Genomic DNA, 20965 nt, shown 5'->3' with positions numbered 1-20965 from the left:
AATCCAATAATGTTGAGTGACTGTGGAGATTGATTTGCTACGGCGAAAGTGTTTTTCAGCTGGTTAGCAAATTTAGGAATTCGCACCGAAATCCGGACATTCAGTCTGATAGCTGTAAGTAGGTGTATAAATTTCAAATAATAAAAGCTTGGGCAAATAAACGCCTTGGTCGGCTTTTGCCTGTTTAATTGGAAGGACGTGTCTATGACAAATAGAGAACAGAGCGCACAGGGTCTATATGTGCCAGAAATGGAACATGATGCATGTGGTATCGGATTTGTAGCTCATCTTAAAAACCGTAAATCTCATGAGATTGTAACTCAAGCCCTAGACATGTTAGCTCGCATGGAGCACAGGGGTGGACAAGGTTGCGATCCTTGTAGTGGTGACGGCGCAGGTATCTTACTGCAAAAGCCGCATGAATTTTTAGTTGAGCAAGCGCTAAAAGAAGGCATTACCCTTCCTGCGTTTGATCAATATGGTGTGGGTGTTATCTTGTTTCCACAAGATGAAAACCAACGCGCACAGTGTCGTGAGATTTTAGAGCGTAACGTTGAACGTTTAGGCTTAAAAGTACTTGGCTACCGTAAATTGCCAACCGACAACTCGATGTTAGGTGCCGATCCACTTAGCACAGAGCCACATTTCGAACACGTATTTGTAACCGGTGGCGCAGATTGCGATCCGGCCGTACTAGAGCGTAAATTGTACGTTCTACGTAACTACACAGTACGTATTTGTTTAGAATCCGTGTCAGGTATCGAAGACAACTTCTATATCAACTCGTTCTCTTACAAGACCACCGTATATAAAGGTCAGCTAACCACTGAGCAAGTACCACAATACTTCTTAGACCTGCAAAACCCAGGCATGGTGACAGCGTTAGCACTTGTACATTCTCGTTTCTCAACTAACACTTTCCCAAGATGGCGTCTAGCACAACCGTTCCGTTACATTGCTCACAACGGTGAGATCAACACGGTACGCGGTAACATCAACTGGATGAAAGCGCGTGAAGCGATCCTTGAGTCAAACCTATTTACTCAAGCAGAAATCGACATGCTGCTGCCTATCTGCCAAGAAGGTATGTCTGATTCGGCTAACTTCGATATGGCGCTTGAGCTTATCGTTCTATCTGGCCGCACCCTGCCACACGCGCTAATGATGATGATTCCTGAAGCGTGGCAAGAAAACAAAAACATGGATCCTGCGCGTCGTGCTTTCTATCAGTACCACGCTAACATCATGGAACCGTGGGACGGCCCAGCATCTGTGTGTTTCACCGACGGTGTACAAGTTGGTGCAACCCTAGACCGTAACGGTCTACGTCCATCACGTTACACAGTAACGAAAGACGATTTCCTAATCATGGCATCTGAGTCTGGTGTAGTAGAAATTGCACCTGAAAACGTTGAATACCGCGGTCGTTTACAACCGGGTCGTATTTTCGTTGCGGACTTAGAACAAGGCCGTATCATCTCTGATGATGAAGTAAAAGATGGCATCGCTAAGGCGAAACCTTACGAGCAGTGGATCAAAGACAACTTGATCACGCTTGATTCGCTACCAGCAACATCAAACAGCTACGAGCAGCCAGCGGCTAACGTTCTGCTAAACAAACAACAAGCGTTTGGTGTGACATCAGAAGAACTAAATGAGATCATCGTAACCATGGCCGGCACAGCAGGTGAGCCTTTGGGTGCGATGGGTGCAGACTGGCCGCTAGCGGTACTGTCACACCAGTCACAACATTTATCTCACTACTTTAAGCAGTTGTTTGCTCAAGTAACTAACCCGCCAATCGACCCGATTCGTGAACGCATGGTTATGTCACTTAAGACATACTTAGGTAAAGACCAAAACCTATTGGCTGAAACACCTGAGCACTGTCATAAGATTGAGCTTGAGTCACCGGTACTTTCTAACGCACAGTTAGAGAAAATCCGCAGCGTTGACCACAAACACCTGCAAGCTAAGACGCTAGACATCCTATTCACCGCTAATGGTGAGCCAGGCATGCTAGAAAAAGCGATCAATAAAGTTTGTCGCTACGCGCAAGATGCGGTTGAAGAAGGTTACTCGATCATCATCCTATCTGATCGTAACGCTAACTCTGATCACGCAGCGATCCCTGCCATGTTGATCACAGGTGCGGTACATCACCACCTGATCCGTAACGGCCTACGTGCTAAAGCAGACATCGTGGTTGAGACAGGTGATGCGCGCGAAACGCACCACTTTGCAACCCTAATCGGTTACGGTGCTAACGCAATCAACCCTTACCTAGTGCTAGAAACAGTTGTAGAGCTACAAAAACGCAACAAACTAGACGCCAGCGTATCGGCTGACAAACTATTTGAAAACTTCCGCAAAGCGGTTGATAAAGGCCTATTGAAGATCTTCTCTAAGATGGGTATTTCAACGGTTCAGTCTTATCACGGTGCACAAATTTTTGAAGCATTGGGCGTAAGCAAAGCGGTAGTAGATAAGTATTTCACTGGTACTGTATCGCGTATCCAAGGTCTATCGATTGACGACATTGCAAACGAAACGCTAGTACGTCATCGTTTTGCTTACCCATTACGTGAAATCCCGGTTAAAACCCTAGATGTAGGTGGTGTTTACCAGTGGAAACAACGTGGTGAGAAGCACTTATTTAGCCCTGAAACTATCTCTTTACTGCAACAGTCTACGCGTAACCGCGATTACGGCATGTTTAAGCAGTACGCAGATGCAGTAAACGCACAAGGCGACAACGCAGTTACACTTCGTAGTCAATTTGTTTTCGACCAAAATCAAATCACGCCAATTTCAATTGATGAAGTTGAATCGGCTGAATCAATCTTGAAGCGTTTTGCAACAGGTGCGATGTCATTTGGTTCGATTTCTTACGAAGCGCACTCTACCTTAGCGATCGCGATGAATCGTATCGGCGCGAAATCAAACTCAGGTGAGGGTGGTGAAGACCCAACACGTTTTGAGCCTAAAGCAAACGGTGACTGGGAACGCTCTGCAATCAAACAGGTTGCTTCAGGTCGTTTCGGTGTAACTTCGTACTACTTGACTAACTGTGATGAAATCCAGATCAAGATGGCACAAGGTGCAAAACCGGGTGAAGGTGGTCAGCTTCCAGGTCACAAGGTTGACGACTGGATTGGTGCAACACGTCACTCAACACCAGGTGTTGGTCTAATTTCACCACCACCACACCACGATATTTACTCAATCGAAGACTTAGCACAGCTAATCTTTGACTTGAAAAACGCTAACCGTAAAGGTCGCGTGAACGTGAAGCTAGTATCAGAAGCGGGCGTAGGTACGATCGCATCGGGTGTAGCAAAAGCGAAAGCAGACGTAGTACTGATTGCAGGCTACGACGGTGGTACAGGTGCATCGCCAATTTCATCTATTCGTCACACCGGTTTACCGTGGGAACTAGGTCTAGCTGAAACTCACCAAACACTACTGAAGAACGGCTTACGTAACCGTATCGTTGTTCAAGCTGACGGCCAAATGAAGACGCCACGCGACTTAGCGATTGCAACTTTATTAGGTGCGGAAGAGTGGGGTGTAGCAACAGCAGCACTTGTTGTTGAAGGTTGTATCATGATGCGTAAGTGTCACTTGAACACCTGTCCTGTCGGTATCGCAACACAAAACAAGACCCTACGTGACCGTTTCGACGGCCGTGTAGAAGACGTAGTTACCTTCTTCCAATACATGGTTCAAGGTTTACGTGAAATCATGGCTGAGCTTGGTTTCCGCACCATCAATGAGATGGTAGGTCAATCACAAATCCTTAAGGTGCGTGATGACATTAAACACTGGAAATATAAGAACCTAGACCTAAGCGTTATTCTGCACAAGGCAATGCCTCGTGATGAAGACGGTATGTACAAGCAACGCGATCAAGACCACGGTCTAGAAGCGGTACTTGACCGTAAGCTAATTGAAGCGGCGCAACCAGCGCTACTTGAAGGTAAAGCTGTGAACGCTGAGTTTGACATCATCAATACCGACCGTTCAGCCGGTACTATGTTGTCTAACGAAATCTCTAAAGTTTACAAAGACAAAGGCTTACCACAGCCAATGCACGTTAAGTTCAAAGGTAGCGCGGGCCAAAGTTTAGGTGCGTTCCTTGCGAAAGGCGTGACATTTGAAGTAGAAGGCGACGCCAACGATTACTGGGGTAAAGGCCTATCTGGCGGTACCTTAGTACTTTACCCAGATGCGAAATCAAGCATCGTGGCTGAAGATAACATCGTTGTTGGTAACGTGTGTTTCTACGGTGCAACGTCGGGTGAATCTTTCATTCGCGGTATGGCGGGTGAGCGTTTCTGTGTACGTAACTCAGGTGCCAAAGTGGTAGTTGAAGGTATCGGTGACCACGGTTGTGAATACATGACTGGTGGTGTTGCGATTATCCTAGGCAGCACTGGCCGTAACTTTGCCGCAGGTATGAGTGGCGGTGTGGCATACGTATACGATGTAAATGGTGACTTTAAGTCGAAGCTAAACGATGAACTAGTTGATTTAGATCCACTAGAGTCGGAAGACATCGCACTACTTAAAGATATGATCACCAAGCAGCACAAATTAACCGGCTCTGAAGTAGCAGAGCGCATCTTGAATGACTTTGAAGGTAGTCTGAAGAAGATGGTTAAGGTAATGCCAAGAGATTACAAAGCCGTTTTACTTAAGAAGAAAGCGGAAGCAGAGCAGAAAGAAGCGGAGGCCGTATAATGGGTAAGCCAACTGGATTTCTAGAACATGGTCGTGAACTACCAGGAAAGGTATCAGTTCAAGAGCGTATTAAAAATAACGATGAGTTTGTCAAGGATGCTGAATTCGGCGCGAAAATCCAAACACAGGCTTCACGTTGTATGGACTGTGGTGTGCCTTTCTGTCACAACGGCTGTCCAATCGGTAACATTATTCCGGAATTTAACGACGCGGTTTACCGTGATAGCTGGGAAGAAGCTTGGGATATCCTAAGCTCTACCAACAACTTCCCAGAATTTACGGGTCGTGTTTGTCCGGCTCCTTGTGAAAGTTCATGTGTATTGGGTATTAACCAAGACCCAATCACTATCTGTAACATTGAGAAGAACATCGTTGAAACGGCGTACGCAAAAGGCTACGCCAAGCCGAAGATCCCAACCTCTCGCACCGGTAAAACCGTTGCTATCGTTGGCTCTGGCCCTGCTGGTTTAGCCGCTGCTGAGCAGCTAAACAGCGCAGGTCACACGGTAACCGTGTTTGAGCGTGACGAAAAAGTAGGTGGTCTACTACGTTTTGGTATCCCTGACTTTAAGCTAAGCATGAAAGTTATCGATCGTAAGATTGATTTGATGGCGCAAGCTGGCGTGAAGTTTGAAGTGAACGCACATATCGGTGTAAACGTTGACGCGAAGCAACTACGTAAAGACTTTGATGTGGTGTTGCTAACGGGCGGCTCTACTGTACCTCGTGACCTACCTATCCCAGGTCGTGAGCTAAAAGGCGTGCATTTTGCGATGGAATTCCTAGCGCAAAACAACCGTCGTGCTAACAACATGGATCTGAAGACCGAAGAAATTCACGCTAAAGATGATCACGTAGTGGTTATCGGTGGTGGTGATACGGGCTCTGACTGTGTAGGTACGTCTAACCGTCATGGTGCGGCAAGCATTACGCAAGTTGAAATCATGCCGATGCCACCTGAGAAGCGCACAGTAAATATGCCTTGGCCTTCTTACCCAATGATCCTAAAAACATCGACTTCACACGAAGAAGGTGTGGATCGTAAATGGTCTATCCTAACTAAAGAGTTTATCGGTGACGAAAACGGTAACGTTAAAGAGTTAGTGATTGCCGATATCGAGTGGCAAGAAGCGAAGCCAGGCGAACGCCCAGGCTTTAAAGAAATTGAAGGCTCTGTTCGTTCAATTCCTTGTACTAAAGCGTTCTTGGCAATGGGCTTTTTACACCCAGAGCCAACAGGCGTATTGGCTCAACTAGAAATCGAATTAGACGAGCGCGGTAACGTGGCGACTAACGGTTTCCAAACTAACCAAGCAGGCGTTTTCGCAGCAGGCGACATGCGTACAGGTCAATCTTTAGTGGTACGTTGTATCAATGAAGGTCGTGAATGTGCTCGTGCTGTTGACGAATACCTAATGGGTAATACCAACCTAGAATGTATCAATAACTCATTGATGCTATCTGCTTAATAACGAAAAAAGCGACACTATTTCCAATTTTGCCAGTCCGAAGGGACTGGCTTTTTTGGTTTTGGCGTAGCGTATTGTAATGATGAAGTATCACCCTTTATGGTAAAACCAGTATGGCAAAGCTAGGTTCACGGCTTAAGGCCATTGCAAATCAAGTCACCTTTCGCGGCCAGCCGATTTGGGATTGTTGTTGTGATCATGGCTATTTGGGACTGTATTTATTAGGCCAACCCGATTGCATCAGCAGCGGCTCAAAGGTTCACTTTGTTGATTGTGTCGATGAGATCATCGCGCGCCTAAATGCCCGTTTACGTGCTATTCCCTCTATTCAAGGCCGCTGGCAAAGTCATTGTATTGATGTGGCGGATTTGCCGTTAACTGAGCAAGGTGGGCTGGCTCATACCATCATTATTGCGGGCGTGGGCGGTGAAATGGTGGCAGACATGATCACCGCACTGAATCAGCAATTTGCCCATTTAACGCTAGATTATATTGTTTGCCCAGTTCATTACGAATATGAAATGCGCTGTCGCTTAATGGCGCAAGGGATGAGCTTGTTTGCTGAGCAGCTAATCAAGGAAAATGGGCGATTTTATGAAGTAATACACCTTGGCCGCCATGGCCGCCAGCCGCTCACTGCCATTGGCCAATCACTTTGGCAACCAATGGGCTCGGTACAAATTCAATATCTTGATGCAAAAATAAAACATTATCAGCGTTTACGCTTGGGTGGGCAGGACACAGCAGGTATCATAAGCGCCTATCAAGCGTTATTAAAATAAAAGGTTTTATTTTGTTTGGTAGTGGGGTGTACTCGTTCTTTCGCGATTTATATCGCTGCTACACCCACAAAATCTGAACTGAGTATGAGCGGTTTTTAAACCGCGAAATGGACCTAAAAGTTGGAGCATCATGAGTTACATACCGCTAAGTGAGCATAAAAAAGCCTGGATCTTCAATCGTCAAGATTTACCCATCAGTGAGCAAGACAACGCGCAGATCAAGCTGTTAGCTCCCACTCGTGCGGCTAATTTTTGGAATATGAGCATCAGCAAACAAGTAGACCATCCTGATTTTTTCAAAAAAGGCGACTGGCCATTTGCCATCCAAACGTGGCAAGAGCAGGGGGATTGGGAATCGGTATGGGACAGTGAAGAAATGGCATTACCCCAATTGATAACCGATCACCTAAACTGGCAGGGCAACACCACGGTATTTTATTGCAGTGACAGATTCAGCGTCATTGAAACCACTTGGGAGGTGTTTCAGCGCCACTGGAAGAATTTTTTATTCTTAGATGACGGCTCCATCCTGATTGGCAAAAAGCGCGAGCAAGTGGTGCAGTTTATGTCTAATGGCACCTTCCGCGTTGGCATCAAACCGGGCAGTTAAACGCCTTAATCACACATCCACCCCTGTGGGAGCCGAGCTCGCTCGGCGAAAAACCGTAGCACAATGAACAAGGCCCCTGATCCCAGCGGCCTCTAACCAAACTAGTGTGGCTTCATATACAGATCCATCTCATCGCTGATTTTCTTGCGCATCTCGATTAGTTTTAGCGCAGTGGCATGTTGGCGTTTATCATCTTCGGTTATCGGCACCCAAGTGGGGACTGGGGTAGGTTTACCTGCTTCATCCACCGCCACCATGATCACTATGCAGTAAGTGGTGATTTTACGGTTCAGATCTTTAGGATCGCAAGCCGTTACCTCAATCGCGATGTGCATGGAGGAAGAGCCGGTATAAACCACTTTAGCATCGACCTCGACTAGATTACCGACCAAAATAGGCGACACAAAGCGAATACCGCCAGCATAAGCGGTAATACAATATTTGCCACTCCAACCGGCTGCGCAGGCATAAGCCGCTAAATCTATCCACTTCATCACCGCACCGCCGTGCACCTTACCGCCAAAATTGACATCCTGCGGCTCAGCTAAAAAACGCAGTGTTACTTCTCTTTGTTGTTGCCCCATTTGCTGCCCTTACTGCTTTGTAAATAAACCATGGCTTGGTATAAAAAATTGTCCTTGCTATCAATAGGCTAATTCTTTGCTGGAAATGATTGTTTCATGTTGAACTAGGTGAAGCGAGGGTTTTCCAGTAAAATAGCGCGGCCTATTTTTGTTGTCTATCTCAGTATAGTAGAAGGATTGTTATGAAAACCTTGTCATCACTTATGCTTACCTTGGTGTTAAGCCTTTATACATTCAGCGCCAGCTTCGCTTCGCAAGTAGATTTAGAAGCGACTATGAAAAAAATGAAGTTTGAAGTGAGCCAAGCTTATAAGGCACAAGATCTGGCGACCTTTACTGCGCATATTGATTCGTTTTCCGAATTGGTGGCCACGGCCAAGCGTTATCCTTTTCCCAGTGAGCGTAAAACGGTTTCTCTAGAAGGCTTGGACAAGGTTGAACAAGCGGTGAGCTTGATCAAACAAGAGATAGCCGCGGGTGAATTAGAAAACGCTAAGCAGCATTTAAAAACCATTGATGATTTGCGCAAGGAATACCATAAAAAGGACAAGCCGAGTGTTTGGCAAAAGTTCTTTGGCTAAGCTTGGCTAAGCCCTCATCATTTTTTACTGCGCGGCTTGTATTGCGTCGCGCAGTAACCTCTCGTTATATCCGGATTGCGTAGCTTGGCATGCTTGGTTTTTCTTCCTGTGACCCGTGCCCGCCATAATCTAAAGCTGCTGGGCCTGAGTTGTTGCCTCATCAAATTGATCGTTGCTGTTTCATTTAAACCGTAATTGGTTGCAATGGCTTCAAACGGGGTGCGGTCTTCCCAAGCCATTTCAATCACGCGTGATATCTCTTCTGGTTTCATTTAATGATCTCTCCCTGTGCGATGTGAACCAGTACGATGCTCCCTTGCAAATAGATTAGTCGCTTTTATCAAAAGCAATCAGTAGCTTGATTGTGTAGTTAATCGCGGCTGAGTAATTGATTAATTACGGTCCTGACAGCTGTACAAAAAAGCACGAGAATGGCCTGACCGACAAATTGGGGTAAAAAAGTACGTTATTTAGCCATTAAAGGTGAACCTTTTTTGATTAGAGTATTTTCCTTGTGGTGAGTCGTGCTATACTCCGGCCGCATTTATTTAATATAAATTAACAGAGTGAACAAATGGCAGATCTATCAAAGTACAGAAACATTGGTATTTTCGCGCACGTTGATGCGGGTAAGACCACTACTACAGAACGTATCCTAAAGCTTACTGGTAAAATCCATAAAACCGGTGAAGTACACGACGGTGAGTCTACTACTGACTTCATGGAGCAGGAAGCTGAGCGTGGTATTACCATCCAGTCTGCTGCGGTAACTTGTGAGTGGAAAGGCCACCGCCTAAACGTTATCGATACTCCTGGACACGTTGACTTCACAGTTGAAGTATACCGTTCTCTAAAAGTACTTGATGGTGGTATCGGCGTATTCTGTGGTAGCGGTGGTGTTGAACCTCAGTCAGAAACTAACTGGCGTTACGCTAACGAATCTGAAGTTGCACGTATCATTTTCGTAAACAAACTAGACCGTATGGGTGCTGACTTCTACCGTGTTGTTAAGCAAACACAAGACGTACTAGCGGCTAACCCACTAGTTATGGTTCTACCTATCGGTATCGAAGAAGATTTCGTAGGTGTTGTAGACCTACTAACTCGTCAAGCGTATGTTTGGGATGAGACAGGCCTACCTGAGAACTACTCAATCCAAGACATCCCAGCTGACATGGTTGACAAGGTAGAAGAATACCGTGAGCAACTAGTTGAAACAGCTGTTGAACAAGACGACGATCTAATGGAAGCTTACATGGAAGGCGAAGAGCCGACTATTGAGCAACTAAAAGCTTGTATCCGTAAAGGTACACGCGATCTAGCTTTCTTCCCAACTTTCTGTGGTTCAGCGTTCAAGAACAAAGGTATGCAACTAGTACTTGATGCGGTTGTTGATTACCTACCTTCTCCAACAGAAGTTGACCCACAAGAGCTAACTGATCCAGAAACTGGTGAGCCTACTGGTGAAGTAGCGACTGTTGATCCTGACCAGCCACTAAAAGCGCTAGCGTTCAAGATCATGGACGACCGTTTCGGTGCACTTACCTTTATCCGTATTTACTCAGGTCGCATGAAGAAGGGTGATACCATCCTTAACTCTGCAACAGGTAAAACTGAGCGTATCGGCCGTATGTGTGAAATGCAAGCGGACGACCGTAACGAAATCACTGAAGCACAAGCCGGTGACATCATCGCGGTTGTGGGTATGAAGAACGTTCAAACTGGTCACACTCTATGTGATCCTAAGCATGAATGTACTCTTGAGCCAATGATCTTCCCTGAGCCAGTAATCTCGATTGCTGTTGCACCAAAAGACAAAGGTTCAACTGAGAAAATGGGTATCGCTATCGGTAAGATGGTTGCAGAAGATCCATCATTCCAAGTTGAAACTGACGAAGATTCAGGTGAAACCATCCTTAAAGGTATGGGTGAACTTCACTTAGATATCAAAGTTGACATCTTGAAGCGTACTTACGGCGTTGAGCTAAACGTAGGTCAACCACAAGTTGCTTACCGTGAAACTATCACTAAAGCAGTTGAAGATAGCTACACGCACAAGAAGCAATCTGGTGGTTCTGGTCAGTTCGGTAAAATCGACTACCGCATCCGTCCTGGTGAGCAAAACTCTGGCTTCACTTTCAAATCAACCGTTGTTGGTGGTAACGTTCCTAAAGAATTCTGGCCTGCAGTAGAAAAAGGCTTTGAAATGATGATGGAAGAAGGTGTTCTAGCTGGCTTCCCAGTACTAGACGTTGAAGTTGAACTATTTGACGGTTCATTCCACGCGGTTGACTCATCTGCCATTGCGTTTGAAATTGCAGCGAAAGGTGCATTCCGTCAATCTATCCCGAAAGCGGGTCCACAACTTCTTGAGCCTATCATGAAAGTTGACGTGTTCACTCCAGAAGACCACGTTGGTGACGTAATCGGTGACTTAAACCGTCGTCGCGGTATGATCAAAGACCAAGAAGCGGGCGTAACTGGCGTTCGTATCAAGGCTGACGTACCTCTATCTGAAATGTTCGGTTACATCGGTCACCTACGTACAATGACTTCTGGTCGTGGTCAATTCTCTATGGAATTCGCTCACTACCAAGCTTGTCCACAAAACGTGGCTGACGTTGTAATCGCTGAAGTTAAAGAAAGAAACGCTAAGAAATAAGCTTTTCTAACTTAATCTTCATTAACCCCAGTTGCTTTGCGGCTGGGGTTATTTTTTGGGTTTGAAAAATGTCCGCAGTATTAAAATATGTTCAGGGTTACCCTCTGAATATCCAGCAATCAGTTTCCGATTTAGTCGCTTCAGAAAAACTAGGGACATACTTACGTAATAAGTATCCCGAGCCACACCAAATGGTGAGTGAAAAATCCCTTTATGATTACGTGATGGGATTAAAGAAGCGTTACATCAAGCAAAGCGCACCAATTAGCAAGGTAACCTATGACAATAAGCTGCACTTGGTGAAGCATGCATTGGGTACTCATACTTATGTTTCTCGTGTACAGGGTAATAAGCTAAAAGCAAAACAAGAAATTAGGATCGCAGGCTTATTCAAACAAGCGCCCGAGCCAATGCTGAATATGATAGTGGTGCACGAATTAGCCCACTTAAAAGAAAAAGATCATAACAAGGCGTTTTATCAGCTGTGCCAATACATGCAGCCGGATTATCATCAGTTAGAGCTGGATACGCGCTTGTTTTTGACCCAACTCGAATTAGTTGGGCCTTTGTATAAATGACATTTCAACCCGCTATATCTTGCAAACAATAGCGTGCCCGCAGGTGATATTTCCGGTAGGAGCGATTTTTAAATCGCGAAAAATCAAGGGAATAAGCAATTTATCTGGTGCTGATTCGCGGATAAAATTTCGCTCCTAAGAATTCCAGATTTGTTATTTGATCCTAGGAACGGATCATAATATACGAAAAATGATTAACCTTGAGAGTCTTAATAACAACGCTCTTTTATCATGCCAACCATATCATCCGTGAGCACAGATTTAGAGATATAGCTTTGAGCCCCATTTTTCGCAAATAAAATAATGCCTTTATCCGTTTCCACATGACGTTTGATGTCTTGCCAAGGCAACAACATTTCGGTGTAAGGGTTTTTACTCCTAAAACCTTGCTCATCCATGCTGATCACCACTTCACTGTTGGCGCTGCGGCTCCACATCTGTCTTGTTAACCACCAAGCCCGGCGATAAATAAAGCTAACCACTTCCAAAATGCCTAATCCTATGAGGACACTGCCTGCAACCGGATGTTGTTCGGTAAAGCTTAATAGTAAAACACCTGAAAGAAATAAAATTGTGATAAAAACATATCTTGGCTTAGTATGTTTACTGTATGGCAACGATTCATCATAGCATTCTTCAAGGTATTGTTTTGAAAGTGTAAAACTTGTGGTTAATGGCATAAATTAGGATCCTATATCAACTGATTGCAGTATATCATAGGGTCAAAAAGGCAAACATGAATCGAGCAAGGCTTGATATATATTTTAGGAGTGAAGATGGCAGGGGCGAGTTTATTAACCTTACTCGATGACATAGCGACCGTTTTAGACGATGTTGCTGTGATGACTAAGGTGGCCGCGAAGAAAACGGCCGGAGTGTTAGGCGATGACTTGGCACTGAATGCTCAGCAAGTGACTGGCGTAAGAGCCGAACGTGAGTTACCTGTGGTGTGGGCCGTCGCGAAAGGCTCATTTCGTAACAAGTTAATCTTAGTGCCGGCAGCGTTGCTGATCAGCTTTTTCATACCATGGTTGATCACGCCTTTGCTTTTGCTCGGCGGTTTATTTTTGTGTTTTGAAGGCGCTGAAAAAATCATTCATAGTTTATTTCACCCGAAGGAGCACAGCGCAAAGCCTGATCCAGAACCTTGGCAAGGTGATTTAGCTGACTATGAGCAAACAAAAATTAAAGGTGCCATTCGCACCGATTTTATTTTGTCCGCTGAAATCATTGTGATTGCCCTTGGCACGGTTCAAGACCAAGTGATGTTAACCAAGGTGTTTGTAGTCAGTTTGATTGCACTGGTGATGACGGTGGGGGTATATGGTTTAGTGGCCATGATAGTGAAGATGGATGATCTTGGTTTTTACTGGTTAGATAGATATCAACAGGGTCAAATATTACATCGCTGCGGTTTAGGTTTAGTCGGTTTTGCTCCTTATCTGATGAAATCTCTTGCCGTCATTGGCACCATCGCCATGTTTTTGGTGGGTGGCGGGATTGTGACCCACAGTATCAGTGCTATCCATCATTGGTTAGAGCCGATATTGGCCACATGGGCGCATTTGCCTTTAGTTGTGGCTGTGCTGCCTACTTTGTTCAATGGTGTTGTGGGTATCTTTGCAGGTTGCGTGATTGTCGCGCTAGTGCAAGTTTATCAAAAGCTGTTCAAGGGATGATAAGTTAAACCGCTAGCGAATCATCGCTAATCAAAAAGGCTGTCGGCGCAGTGATAGTAACTGCGCCGTGTAACTAGCTTACTGATGACCCGGAGGAGTGGTCTCGCTAAATATCGCATCTGTCTTAGCGAGCGCTAATAATTGCGTTAGGGCAGGGTAAGAGTCCAATGAGATCCGCTTTCTAAATATGCCCCAATCTAAGTAACAGGCAAGGCGTAATTGACCGTCTGTTAGTGGCAGCGCGCTTGGCAATACACAGTTATTTAAATAGGCTAATCCGCTATCTATTCTGCTTTGCTGCCTTGTCAGGTATTGACTGTCAGTCGCATGAATATTGTCTTGCATCTCTAAGAAGAAGATATTGACAGTGGCATCCATCACCGTGTTCACCATACAAAACAGCTCAAAATCGAGGATGTCGGCGCAAAAAGATTGGCCCGCTTTTTCCCTGAGATATCGAATGATAACCACGGAGTCGGTCAGGGTAATGTCACCATCTACTAAAAATGGCACTTTTTTGGTGGGTGACTTTTCAGCACTGGCGACAGCATCGGTTTCAATAAATTCGCACGCTAATCCGGTTTGTGCGATGACAATGCGACAATGACGGACAAAGGGGGAGGTATAACTGCCGTATAACTTCATAGTTGCTCCAAATGATTTGATAAGCAGAATTTAGTTTAAGAATAACAATAAAAATAGCCACTTATAAAGAAATAAAGTGGCTATATGTAGAAAACTGTTCACGGCTGGAAGATAGCATGAATGGCTCGTTCAACCGCCTTAATGAGATAATATTTGATCGAGGAACAATTTTAGTCGGTCAGATTCCGGTTGCTCAAAGAAGGTATGGGGATCGTTTTCTTCAATGATTTGACCCGCATCCATAAAAATAACTCGGTCAGCCACTTTTTTGGCAAAGCCCATCTCATGGGTAACACATATCATGGTGATACCGCCTTCGGCCAGTTCAACCATCACATCGAGAACTTCTGAGACCATCTCTGGATCAAGTGCCGACGTTGGCTCGTCAAATAACATGATTTCAGGGTTAAAACACAAACAACGCGCTATCGCGACGCGCTGCTGTTGACCGCCGGAAAGTTGGTTGGGGTATTTGTTGGCCTGATTCGCAATTTTCACCCGTTCGAGATAGTACATGGCGGTTTCAATGGCTTCTTTACGCGGTTTTTTATGAACCCATGTGGGGGCAATGACTAAGTTTTCCAGCACAGATAAGTGCGGAAACAGGTTGAAATGTTGAAACACCATACCGACTTGTGAACGAATATGGCGAACCACTTTGACGTCCTCAATCAGCTCGGTGTCACCTATGTAAATGCGACCTTGTTGAAATTGTTCAAGGTGATTTAAGCAGCGGATGGTGGTGGATTTACCCGAGCCAGATGGGCCACAAATTACCACTTTTTCGCCTTTTTTCACGTTGAGGTTAACATCTTTTAACACATGGAAATCACCGTACCACTTGTTTACGTTTTCCATTCGAATCATAAATTCATTTGTCGTCATAAGCGGTACCTATTTCAGTTCAGTATTAAAGCGTCTTTCGACGGATTTAGAATACTGAGACATAGAAAAGCAAAAGACCCAGTAAATAAAAGTAACAAACACATAGCCCTCAACTTCATATCCTAGCCAATTAGTATCACTGTTGGTCAGTGTCACCATGGCCAAAATATCGAACAAGCCGATGATGAGCACTAAGGTGGTATCTTTAAACAGCGAGATAAAAGACCCAACGAGGTTTGGTATTGAAATTTTTAACGCCTGCGGCAGGATGATTAAAATCATGCCTTGCCAATAGTTTAGTCCCAGTGATTCACTGGCTTCATATTGACCTTTAGGTATGGCTTGTAAACCACCACGCACCACCTCGGCGATATATGCGGCTTGGAATAGGGTGATGCCGATCAGTGCCCGCAATAATTTGTCAAAATCAAGACCGTCGCGAAAGAACAAAGGCAGAACCACAGAGGCCATAAATAAAATGGTGATCAGCGGCACCCCGCGTACAAACTCAATAAAGGTGATACACAAGGTTTTGACGACAGGCATGTTTTCGGCTTGACGCCCGAGTGCCAGTAATATCCCTATGGGGAAGGAGGCGATAATGCCCACAGCGGCAACAATCACAGTTAACATTAAGCCGCCCCACTTATCTGTTTCGACGACCTCAAGGCCTAAGCCGCCATAGATAAATAACAGGGACACAAAAGGGTAGAGCAAGATAATGACGATCTTGAGCTTTATATTCTTTAACAGTTTGACGCTGGCGATAAAGGCAATCGTCAAGGCTGCCACAAATAGCGGGCGCCAATGAAGATGCTCTGGGTAAAAGCCGTAAATAAACTGATCGAACTTTTCAATGATAAAAATCCATCTTGCCCCGTCCTTTGTGACTTCATCTTGGCTACCAGTCCACGTGGCGCTAAAAAACAACCAGTCCAGTAAAGGCGGCACGGTAAGATAAAGAAAGTAGATACACAATAATGAGAGCAAAGAGTTTTTAACGTCTTTAAATAAATTAACCTTAAGCCAATGGATGACTCCATGGTTATTAACTGGCGCGGGTTGGGCTTGTTTAATGTCATATACCGCCATGATTAACGCCCCTTAATTTGCATTTTGGCATTAAGCCAGTTGAGCAGGAGTGAGATGATGATGCTAAACGCCAAATACACGGCCATCGTCATCAAAATAATTTCAATCGCTTGTCCTACTTGGTTGAGGGTGGTGCCAGAAAACAGGGTCACTATTTCTGGGTAACCAATTGCAGTTGCCAACGATGAGTTTTTAACGAGGTTAAGATACTGATTAATAACAGGTGGAATAATGACTCTAAGTGCCTGCGGCAAGATAACCTTACGTAGAATGACATGCTCTTTCAGGCCTAACGAGTTGGCGGCTTCTTTTTGTCCTTTTGGGACAGATTCGATCCCTGCACGTACCGCTTCTGCGATGTAGGTTGCAGTATAAATACTCAGCGCGAAGGCCAGTGCCAATAGCTCGGGGATGACTACCCAACCACCTTGAAAGTTAAACCCTTTTAGTTCAGGTACTTCACTGGAAATAGGCTGACCTGCAATAAAATACACCAAAATGGGGGCCAAAATGATGATGGCTCCACCAACGGTAAAAATGGGGAATTCTTCGCCTGTGTCGTCATGGCGTTTAATTGCCCAACGGGCGAGAAAAACCACACCGATACAGGCGAGAATAAAGGCCGCTAAGATGTAACCGCTGTTATCTTCAAAAATGGGCTTTGGCATGAGAAAGCCACGGTTGTTGAGGAAGAATTCGTCAAAGTAACTATAACTCTGGCGCGGACTTGGTAGGGCGGCGAGAACCACGTTATACCAAAATAAAATCTGCAATAAGATTGGAATATTACGAAATACTTCGATATATACCATTGATAATTTAGCAATCAAAAAGTTTTTTGACAGACGAGCAATACCAATCACTAGCCCTAAGATGGTGGTGAAGAAAATAGCAATACCAGATACTAAAAGGGTATTTAGTACCCCAATTAGAAACACCCTTGAATAGGTTGAACTGCCATCATCATATTCAACTAAGGTTTGACTGATACCAAACCCAGCAACTTGATCTAAGAAAGAAAACCCCGTTTCAATGCCGCGCGCCTCAATGTTGTCAAACATGTTATTGGTGAAATAGGCTGCGACAAAGAACACGACCGCAAGGGCAAGGAGTTGGAAGACAATCGCCCTTACTTTGGGGTTATTAAGAGAATGGACACCAGCGACTGGCTCTGCAGGTTTACTCATAATTCTGATCCACATGTTTAGGCTACATTGGCCAAAAGTGAGGGCTGATTAAGTTAAACAGCGCCTCACTTTATCCCCGCTCTGAGTGAAGAGCGGGCGCAATGCCGCTTACTAGGTTGTTATCTAATTGGCATTGGATACATTAGGCCGCCTTTGTTCCAAAGGTTGTTCAAGCCGCGGTCGATTTTAAGTGGTGAGCCTTCGCCTACGTTGCGATCAAACATTTCACCATAGTTGCCCACTTGTTTAATGATGTTATAGGCCCATTTATCGTCTAAGCCTAAGCTTTTGCCTGTATCACCTGAGCTACCTAATAGGCGTTTAACACTTGGGTTGTCAGACTTCATCATTTCATCGACGTTGGCTTGTGTTACGCCAAGCTCTTCGGCTTCTAGGGTGGCAAATAAAGCCCAGCGCACAATGTTAAACCAGCCGTCGTCACCTTGGCGTACCACTGGACCTAATGGCTCTTTAGAAATGATTTCGGGTAACACCATGACCGAGTCCGGCTTATCCATTTTTAGTCTTAGGCCGTAAAGTTGAGAAGCATCCGAGGTCACGGCATCACAGCGGCCTTTTTTAAACCCGTCGATGGTTTGCCCTGACGTGTCATAAGTTACTGCTTTGTATTCCATATTTTGCGATTTGAAATAATCAGTTAGGTTAAGCTCTGTGGTGGTACCGGCTTGGATACAAAAGGTTGCCCCGTTAAGCTCGGTGGCAGATGAGACGCCAAGAGATTTATTAACCAAAAAGCCTTGGCCATCGTAGTAATTAACACCGGTGAAATTTAAGCCTAGCGAAATATCTCGACTTGATGTCCAAGTCGAAGAGCGAACGAGCACATCAATTTCACCGCTTTGCAGTGCGGTAAAGCGCTCTTTAGCGGTTAGTGGGACATATTTAACTTTATTGGCATCACCTAAAACCGCACTGGCGATAGCTTTACAAAAATCAACGTCAATGCCTTCCCAAACACCTTTAGAATCCGTGGCCGAAAAGCCTGGAATACCTGTTGAAACCCCACAGTTCAATTCACCTTTTTTCATCACAGTTTCAAGTGTGTCTGCAGAAGCCGTCATTGGAATAAGTGCAACAGCTGCGGCAAGGGATAAAGCAATTTTGGTTCTATTCATCATTTATTCCTTTTGGGTGGTAGGTAAAGCCATCAACCTTGCCAGTTGCATCGCTGGTCATTAGGTTGATGTAACAAACGAATAACAATCTTTACCTATAAACATTAGACGCTGTTACAGGTTTTGCTTAGTTTGATGTTGTTTTTTTTACTGTTTTTCTTTTTTTATCTAGGTGGTTTTGTTACTTAGCACGGGTTAAGTAGTGAAACCGTCGGCTTCTGACCGGTTAACCCATTTTGATCAACACGAGCCACATTTAGAGAAACCTTGTAGGTAGATTTGTCGGGGGATTTGGTAGTTTAAGTTGTTATCAAAATGTTGCAGTGGACAATTTAAGCCAAATTAATGATATTTCCAGAAGTAATTGATTTACATTTGTTTATCTGTGAATAAAATAGCCATTGATAAATGTCATAAAAATAGCAAATTGCTGCAACAACATTGGTTTAGCGCTGCCAAAAGTATTTTGTCAGTGTGAATGAAATGTAGCGGCTAGTGCCAGCGGCTAGCGCCAACGGCTAGTGCCAGCGGCTAGCGCAAAAGTTCCATCGCGTTGCGACAGACAATCACAAACTCATTGTTACAAGGAAAGTAGCCAGATGCTCAGAAAAGCTTATAGCGTATTGTTGGCCTCCAGTTGGATGCTGGCAACGGCGCTTACGCCCACCATCAGCGAAGCCAAAAACGTGTCATTGACTATAGTGTCGGAATTTCGCCAATCTTGGCAGCGAAATTTCAACCCATTCAATTCAGCCCACCGTTTACCCACTACGATGCAGTTTATTTATGAGCCTTTGATCGTGTTTAACGAACTACAAGGCGGTAAACCTGTTTATCGTTTAGCAACGGATCACAGCTTTTCGTCGGATTTAAAAACGCTGACGTTTCATTTGCGCCGTGATGTTAAATGGTCGGATGGTACTCCCTTTACCGCCGATGACGTGGTCTATTCGTTACGCTTAGCGGCCAGAGGCGGCGCACTGGATGTTCGCGGTTTGGCCGATGACATAGATGCCATTAAAAAAGAAAATGCTTACACCGTGAGTATTAAACTGAACAAGGTGGATACCGGCATTGCCACTCGTATTGTACGTGCGCCCATCGTGCCCAAGCATATTTTTTCAATGGAACAAGATATTGCCAGTTTTACTAACCCGAACCCCGTTGGGACAGGCCCATTTACCGAAGTGCCGATGTTTTCTTGGCAAGTGTATGTGCAATGTCGCAACCCACATTACTACCAAAACGATCAGCTGAGGATAGACTGCTTACAAAGTCCGATCATCACCAGCAATGATGAATTATTGGCTGCGGCGATTAAAGGACGACTGGATTGGACTTCGTCTTTTATTCCAAACATTGAAGAGGTGTTACTGAGTAAAAACCCCAGTACCAAGCACTGGTTTCCAGCTGCGGGCTCTGCTTCGTTTGTAATGAACTTTAAATCGCCAAATCCTAATAACCAAAAGGCCTTTAATAATTTGAGTTTTCGCCGCGCCTTTTCGATGGCCATGGATCGTAAACGCATGGTTGAAGAAGCAGGCTCGGGTTACTGGGTCGAGAATAATTACCCAAGTGGCTTAGGCGACCAGTTTAAGGCTTGGTCCGATCCTAAGGTTCGTCAAAAGTACGGTAAATATAATACTTACAACAAAGCTCATGCGGCCAAGCTGCTTCGCGATGTGGGCTTTAAGGATATAGATAACGATGGCTGGCTAGACAACCCTGATGGCAGTCAATTTAGTTTTGAAATCTTAGTGCCAAATGGTTGGTCAGACCATGTGCAAACAGTTGAAATCGCGATTGAAAGCCTGCATGAACTAGGCATAAATGCGACCATGGCCACACCCGAATTTGGTGAGTTGGTGGATCGCGTTAAAGCAGGACAGTACGATGCGCAATTTACTAACTACTTTGCGGGCGCGACGCCTCATCGCTACTATCATTCCGGTTTTCATTCATCACAAATGAACAAAGACAGATTTGCAGGGCATCACTATGTCGATCCTATGCTGGACAAATTGATTGACAGTTTTAACCGCACCAATGATGAAGCGCAGCGCCTTGATATTATGCATCGCATTGAAGAGCGTATTGCAAGCCAACAAATTACCGTGCCGGTGATCAGCTCAAACTTTAACTATCAATACGATGATGTGAGTTTTACCGGTTGGTTTAACGAAGAAAACCCGGGCGGTATTCCGGTGATCCACCCCGATATTCCAGAGCGTTTGTTGCATGTGTTATCACTCGCACCTGTGGATACGGATAAAACAGTAATGAATTAATCCTACCTACAACAATCTTTATCAGGGCCTTGGTTTAACATACC

At 44.9% G+C, this 20965-nt stretch carries 17 protein-coding genes; 9 read left to right on the top strand and 8 right to left on the bottom strand.

The window, feature by feature from the left end; genetic code table 11:
- The first annotated feature begins 204 nt into the window (after positions 1 to 204).
- The 4 genes from gltB (at position 205) to ACK8OT_RS04115 (ending at position 7604) form a co-directional block, all read left to right on the top strand.
- Positions 205 to 4743, top strand: coding sequence for a glutamate synthase large subunit (gene gltB / locus ACK8OT_RS04130; RefSeq protein ID WP_410195242.1), 4539 nt, complete (start codon positions 205 to 207; stop codon positions 4741 to 4743).
- Positions 4743 to 6212 carry a glutamate synthase subunit beta gene (locus ACK8OT_RS04125; RefSeq protein ID WP_410195241.1) on the top strand — a complete coding sequence of 490 codons (1470 nt, stop codon included), beginning with the start codon at positions 4743 to 4745 and terminating at the stop codon, positions 6210 to 6212. The genes gltB and ACK8OT_RS04125 overlap by 1 nt, the downstream gene beginning before the upstream one ends.
- Positions 6213 to 6325: 113 nt before the next feature.
- Complete coding sequence (locus ACK8OT_RS04120) at positions 6326 to 6994, top strand: tRNA (adenine(22)-N(1))-methyltransferase (protein WP_410195240.1); 669 nt, start codon at positions 6326 to 6328, stop codon at positions 6992 to 6994.
- Between the two features lie 130 nt (positions 6995 to 7124).
- Positions 7125 to 7604 (top strand): DUF2947 domain-containing protein, encoded by a 480-nt coding sequence (locus tag ACK8OT_RS04115; protein WP_410195239.1) that lies wholly within the window; start codon positions 7125 to 7127, stop codon positions 7602 to 7604.
- A 101-nt stretch (positions 7605 to 7705) separates the two neighbouring features.
- Here the strand turns inward: ACK8OT_RS04115 and ACK8OT_RS04110 are convergent, their stop codons facing one another.
- Entirely contained in the window at positions 7706 to 8188 is a 483-nt protein-coding gene (locus tag ACK8OT_RS04110; RefSeq protein ID WP_410195238.1) for an acyl-CoA thioesterase, read from the bottom strand.
- Positions 8189 to 8370: 182 nt separating this feature from the next.
- Here ACK8OT_RS04110 and ACK8OT_RS04105 point away from each other — a divergent pair, with 182 nt between their 5' ends.
- Positions 8371 to 8769, top strand: coding sequence for a cytochrome b562 (locus tag ACK8OT_RS04105; protein ID WP_410195237.1), 399 nt, complete (start codon positions 8371 to 8373; stop codon positions 8767 to 8769).
- Positions 8770 to 8786: 17 nt separating this feature from the next.
- Here the strand turns inward: ACK8OT_RS04105 and ACK8OT_RS04100 are convergent, their stop codons facing one another.
- On the bottom strand, positions 8787 to 9041 hold the full coding sequence (locus tag ACK8OT_RS04100) for a TIGR03643 family protein (RefSeq protein WP_410195236.1): 255 nt from the start codon (positions 9039 to 9041) through the stop codon (positions 8787 to 8789).
- Between the two features lie 302 nt (positions 9042 to 9343).
- On the opposite strand from ACK8OT_RS04100, the gene fusA reads away from it, so the two are divergent.
- Positions 9344 to 11431 carry an elongation factor G gene (gene fusA / locus ACK8OT_RS04095; protein ID WP_410195235.1) on the top strand — a complete coding sequence of 696 codons (2088 nt, stop codon included), beginning with the start codon at positions 9344 to 9346 and terminating at the stop codon, positions 11429 to 11431.
- 68 nt (positions 11432 to 11499) lie between these two features.
- A complete protein-coding gene (locus ACK8OT_RS04090) occupies positions 11500 to 12009 on the top strand; it encodes a M48 metallopeptidase family protein (protein ID WP_410195234.1) in 510 nt (169 codons plus the stop codon).
- Between the two features lie 209 nt (positions 12010 to 12218).
- Here the strand turns inward: ACK8OT_RS04090 and ACK8OT_RS04085 are convergent, their stop codons facing one another.
- Entirely contained in the window at positions 12219 to 12689 is a 471-nt protein-coding gene (locus ACK8OT_RS04085; protein ID WP_410195233.1) for a YcxB family protein, read from the bottom strand.
- A gap of 96 nt (positions 12690 to 12785) precedes the next feature.
- On the opposite strand from ACK8OT_RS04085, the gene ACK8OT_RS04080 reads away from it, so the two are divergent.
- Complete coding sequence (locus ACK8OT_RS04080; protein WP_410195232.1) at positions 12786 to 13688, top strand: DUF808 domain-containing protein; 903 nt, start codon at positions 12786 to 12788, stop codon at positions 13686 to 13688.
- Positions 13689 to 13766: 78 nt separating this feature from the next.
- Here ACK8OT_RS04080 and ACK8OT_RS04075 read toward each other — a convergent pair whose 3' ends face one another.
- The 5 genes from ACK8OT_RS04075 to ACK8OT_RS04055 all read right to left on the bottom strand — a co-directional run bounded on the left by ACK8OT_RS04075 (position 13767) and on the right by ACK8OT_RS04055 (position 18633).
- Positions 13767 to 14333, bottom strand: a complete 567-nt coding sequence (locus ACK8OT_RS04075; RefSeq protein ID WP_410195231.1) for a glutathione S-transferase family protein — start codon at positions 14331 to 14333, stop codon at positions 13767 to 13769.
- A gap of 138 nt (positions 14334 to 14471) precedes the next feature.
- Positions 14472 to 15200, bottom strand: coding sequence for an amino acid ABC transporter ATP-binding protein (locus ACK8OT_RS04070; protein WP_410195270.1), 729 nt, complete (start codon positions 15198 to 15200; stop codon positions 14472 to 14474).
- Positions 15201 to 15227: 27 nt separating this feature from the next.
- The gene (locus tag ACK8OT_RS04065) at positions 15228 to 16310 is read right to left on the bottom strand and encodes an amino acid ABC transporter permease (RefSeq protein ID WP_410195230.1); all 1083 of its coding nucleotides are present in this window, start codon (positions 16308 to 16310) and stop codon (positions 15228 to 15230) included.
- 2 nt (positions 16311 to 16312) lie between these two features.
- Positions 16313 to 17497, bottom strand: a complete 1185-nt coding sequence (locus tag ACK8OT_RS04060; RefSeq protein ID WP_410195229.1) for an amino acid ABC transporter permease — start codon at positions 17495 to 17497, stop codon at positions 16313 to 16315.
- A gap of 119 nt (positions 17498 to 17616) precedes the next feature.
- A complete protein-coding gene (locus tag ACK8OT_RS04055) occupies positions 17617 to 18633 on the bottom strand; it encodes an amino acid ABC transporter substrate-binding protein (protein WP_410195228.1) in 1017 nt (338 codons plus the stop codon).
- A gap of 599 nt (positions 18634 to 19232) precedes the next feature.
- On the opposite strand from ACK8OT_RS04055, the gene ACK8OT_RS04050 reads away from it, so the two are divergent.
- Positions 19233 to 20921 (top strand): ABC transporter substrate-binding protein, encoded by a 1689-nt coding sequence (locus tag ACK8OT_RS04050; RefSeq protein WP_410195227.1) that lies wholly within the window; start codon positions 19233 to 19235, stop codon positions 20919 to 20921.
- The last annotated feature ends 44 nt before the right edge of the window (positions 20922 to 20965 follow it).

Origin of the sequence: Motilimonas thetidivivens (genome assembly GCF_046452435.1) — a bacterium.
In the GTDB taxonomy this organism is placed as follows: Bacteria; Pseudomonadota; Gammaproteobacteria; order Enterobacterales; family CBDFNC01; genus Motilimonas.
This window is presented reverse-complemented; position numbering and strand designations above follow the sequence as displayed.